This window comes from Bacillus sp. 05T31, from assembly GCF_056396725.1.
In genome coordinates this window covers 1-3,704 of the sequence record NZ_JBFTMA010000439.1, presented here as the reverse complement: position 1 = coordinate 3,704, position 3,704 = coordinate 1, and the positions used below count along the sequence as shown (strand labels likewise).

General features: G+C 38.4%; 2 protein-coding genes and 2 riboswitches. Both genes read right to left on the bottom strand.

What is annotated here, in order from left to right; translation table 11 throughout:
- A partial coding sequence (locus AC1DJR_RS21345) for a homocysteine S-methyltransferase family protein (protein ID WP_477003449.1) occupies positions 1–1,362 on the bottom strand: 1,362 nt, incomplete at its 3' end.
- A complete protein-coding gene (locus AC1DJR_RS21340; RefSeq protein ID WP_131246339.1) occupies positions 1,362–3,194 on the bottom strand; it encodes a bifunctional homocysteine S-methyltransferase/methylenetetrahydrofolate reductase in 1,833 nt (610 codons plus the stop codon). The genes AC1DJR_RS21340 and AC1DJR_RS21345, both read right to left, overlap by 1 nt.
- A gap of 70 nt (positions 3,195–3,264) precedes the next feature.
- Positions 3,265–3,374: riboswitch (SAM riboswitch) on the bottom strand.
- A gap of 203 nt (positions 3,375–3,577) precedes the next feature.
- Positions 3,578–3,691, top strand: a riboswitch (SAM riboswitch).
- Positions 3,692–3,704 lie beyond the last annotated feature (13 nt).

Sequence of the window (3,704 nt, the reverse complement as noted above, 5' to 3'; positions counted from 1 at the left end):
CCCTACAACTATCGCAGCACCGTATTTCCGAAGAAGGGGTGTCACTTTTCCAAAACGTTCTTCTCCATCCTCTAAATTAATAGAATTGATAACACCTTTTCCTTGAATATAAGTAAGAGCTTTCGCCATAACATTTTCATCTGTTGAATCAATCATAATCGGTACTTTTAACACTTTCGTAACTTCTGCCAAGAATCTTTCCATATCTTCTATTTCATCACGATCAGGGTCTGCCATACAAATATCAATAATATGAGCATTTTTCTTCACTTGCGCTCTTGCCACTTCAGCAGCCTCTTCAAATTTCCCTTCTGCTACTAATCTTTTAAACTTACGCGATCCAATTACATTCGTCCTTTCTCCAACAAATAAAGGCCTCATAGAATCATCGTATTGCAACGCTTCTAGTCCACTAATTCCATGTCCAACCCTTTCATGATGCTCACGAGGATTAATCGAGGCAAGCGCCGATTTCATTACACGTATATGTTCTGGTGTTGTGCCACAACAACCACCAATAATATTAATCCATCCTTCTTCAGCAAAACGTTTTACTTTTTCAGCAAGTGACGCTGGAGATTCGTGATAATGCCCATCTTCATCAGGAAGACCAGCGTTTGGATAACACGAAATATAACACTCCGATAAATCAGATAGGGAACGTATATGTTCCCTCATAAATTCTGGACCAGTAGCACAGTTTAATCCAACCGATAATGGCTTCATATGCTCTACCGATAAATAAAAGGCTTCGATCGTTTGACCCGCTAAAGTCGTTCCCATCGGTTCAATTGTTCCAGAAATCATAATAGGTACTATTTTGTTTAGTTCTTCAAACGCCGATTGAATTCCCATGTACGCAGCTTTCACATTACGCATATCTTGACTCGTTTCAACGAGTAATACATCAACTTCTCCTCTTAATAGTCCTCTCGCTTGTCTTGTATAGGCTTCAATTAACTCTTCAAAAGTCACACCGCCTGTAACACTAATCGCTTTCGTCGTTGGTCCCATCGCTCCCGCAACATACACTTCTTTCCCACTTTCTTTAACCGCTTGCTTCGCCAAAAGCGCTGCCCTTTCGTTTAACTCTTCATCTAAATGAGACAATGCATAATCACTTAATACAATATTTGTTGCACCAAACGTATTCGTTTCAATAATATCTGCTCCAGCTTCAATGTAGACTTTATGAATATTTAAAATAACATCCGGTCTTGTTTTTACTAAATATTCATTACAACCTTCGTATTCTTCTCCTCCAAAATCTTCCGCTGTTAAGTCTTCTTGCTGGATCATCGTTCCCATTGCACCATCTAATATTAAAATTTCATGTTGTAATCTCTCTTCTATTCGTTTCATCAATTAATACCTTCTTTCACTTCTTGCTTTTCTCTCACATATTTCACGAGATGTTCTGTAATTTCATATTTTAAAAACGGTGTAATAAGATAAATACCGTTAAAGTATTTCATCGCCGCATCGATCAACTCTTGTGAAATACGAATCCCTTCCTCTATGGCTGCCTCTTTCGTTTCATGTCCATCCATTCTTTGTCTTATCTCTTCAGGGAGAGTAATACCCGGCACTTCAAAATGAAGAAAATCTGCGTTCCGCTTACTTACTAACGGCATAATTCCAATAAAGATAGGTTGTTCCAAATGCTTTGTCGCTTCATATACTTCTTCTATTAAAGCAACATCATATATCGGCTGCGTTAAGAAATATTCAGCACCAGCATCAATTTTTCGTTCCATTCGCTTGACCGCTGCTTTTAAATGCCTTACATGAGGATTGAATGCCCCTCCGACAGAAAATCTTGTTGCCGGACCAATTGATTTCCCTAAAATAGAGCGACCGTCGTTCATCTCTTTAATCATTTTAATGAGCTCTATCGATGACAAATCATATACAGAAGTTGCACCTGGGAAATCGCCAACGCGCGCTGGATCACCAGTTAAAGCTAGCACTTCCTCCATACCTAATGCTGATAATCCAAGCAAGTGAGACTGTAGTCCAATGACGTTATGGTCTCTACACGTTAAATGCGTTAATACTGGAATATCATGCTTCGTTAATAATGCACCCATAGCCATATTCGAAACGCGAGGAGATGCTAATGAATTATCTGCTAGAGTAATAGCATCCGCTCCAGCCCTTTTCAGTGCTCTTGCCCCTTCAAAAAAACGCTGCGTGTCTAACGTTTTCGGTGGATCTAATTCCACTACAACTGTCGTTTGTTCCTTTGCCTTTTCTGCGAGAGTAACATGAGCTCTCGAACGCTTCTCATGTGTATGGACCACTTTAGGCCTTTGAATCGTCTCCTTTGCTACTACAGGTGCAACATTTGCAATAGCACGTTTCATTCCTTCAATATGTTCCGGGGTAGTACCACAACAACCACCCAATAACCGAATACCTTGCTCAATAAATTTCGGTGTCATCTCTTCAAAATACGCTGGACTTCCCTCATATACGTAACGCCCTTCCACATAATTCGGGAGACCTGCATTCGGATATGCTGATAAATAGCCATTTTGAGGAATCGATATCATTTTGAAAGCTTCCGTCATATGAAGTGGCCCTAATTGACAGTTCAATCCAACAACATTGGCACCGTAATCCAAAAGCTGTTTTAATATTTCATTGACATCATTCCCATTTTGAGTCGTACCTGCCTCATGTAACGCTAACTGAGCAACAATCGGAATATTCGTTTGTTTACGCAATACTTTAACGGCATGCAATAATTCAAATTCATCATAAAATGTTTCTAATAGTAATCCATCAACCTGTTCTTCTAGTAAAGCACCTGCCTGCTCAAGTAACATAAATTCTCGCTCTATATCAGTCGTTGTAACAGCACCAATATGTTTCATACCTCCAATTGTCCCTAAAATTGCATTCCGCTCTGTTACTGATGCTTTCGCAATATTCACTGCCGCTTTATTAATTTGGACAACTTGATTTTCTAGACCATACATGCGGAGTTTCGCTTCATTCGCACCATACGTATTCGTTTGAATAACATCCGCTCCAGCAGCTACATATTGTTTATGGATCGATATAATTAAGTCTGGATCAGACAAATTCAATTCTTCAAAACTACTTTGTAAACCATGAGAATGTAATAAAGTTCCAACTGCACCATCACCTATTACAATTCCTTTTGATAATAAATCTAGTAATTTCACGAATCTCCCTCATTTCTATCAATATAAAAACCCCCTCTTCACTTTGAAGAGGGGGACATAATTGTTCCTCCTCTTATCATGCAAAACACACGTTTTGCAGGTTTTAGCACCGTTTCAAACATTTAGTTTGAAGGTTGCCGGGTTTCACAGGGCCTTTCCCTCCACCGCTCTCAATAAGAGTTTGTCTTTATTATTTTATTTATGTAACTAAAAGGAAATACGTTCCCCTTTTAACAATGTTTGTTAATTTTTTTATAAATTTAGCACGCACTAAAATAAAAGTCAATGACACTTGCGGAAAAATAAAAAATATTTAAAATAAAGTTGCAATTCAATTATCTTTTGTTGTAAAGTTAAAACCATAATAAAATTTCATACGAACATTCTTATCTAGAGAGGTAGAGGGACTGGCCCTATGACGCCTCAGCAACCATTAACATTCATTCGTTAATAAGGTGCTAATTCCAGCAAATTGTGAACGATTTGACAGATGAGAAGAAGACTCTATTC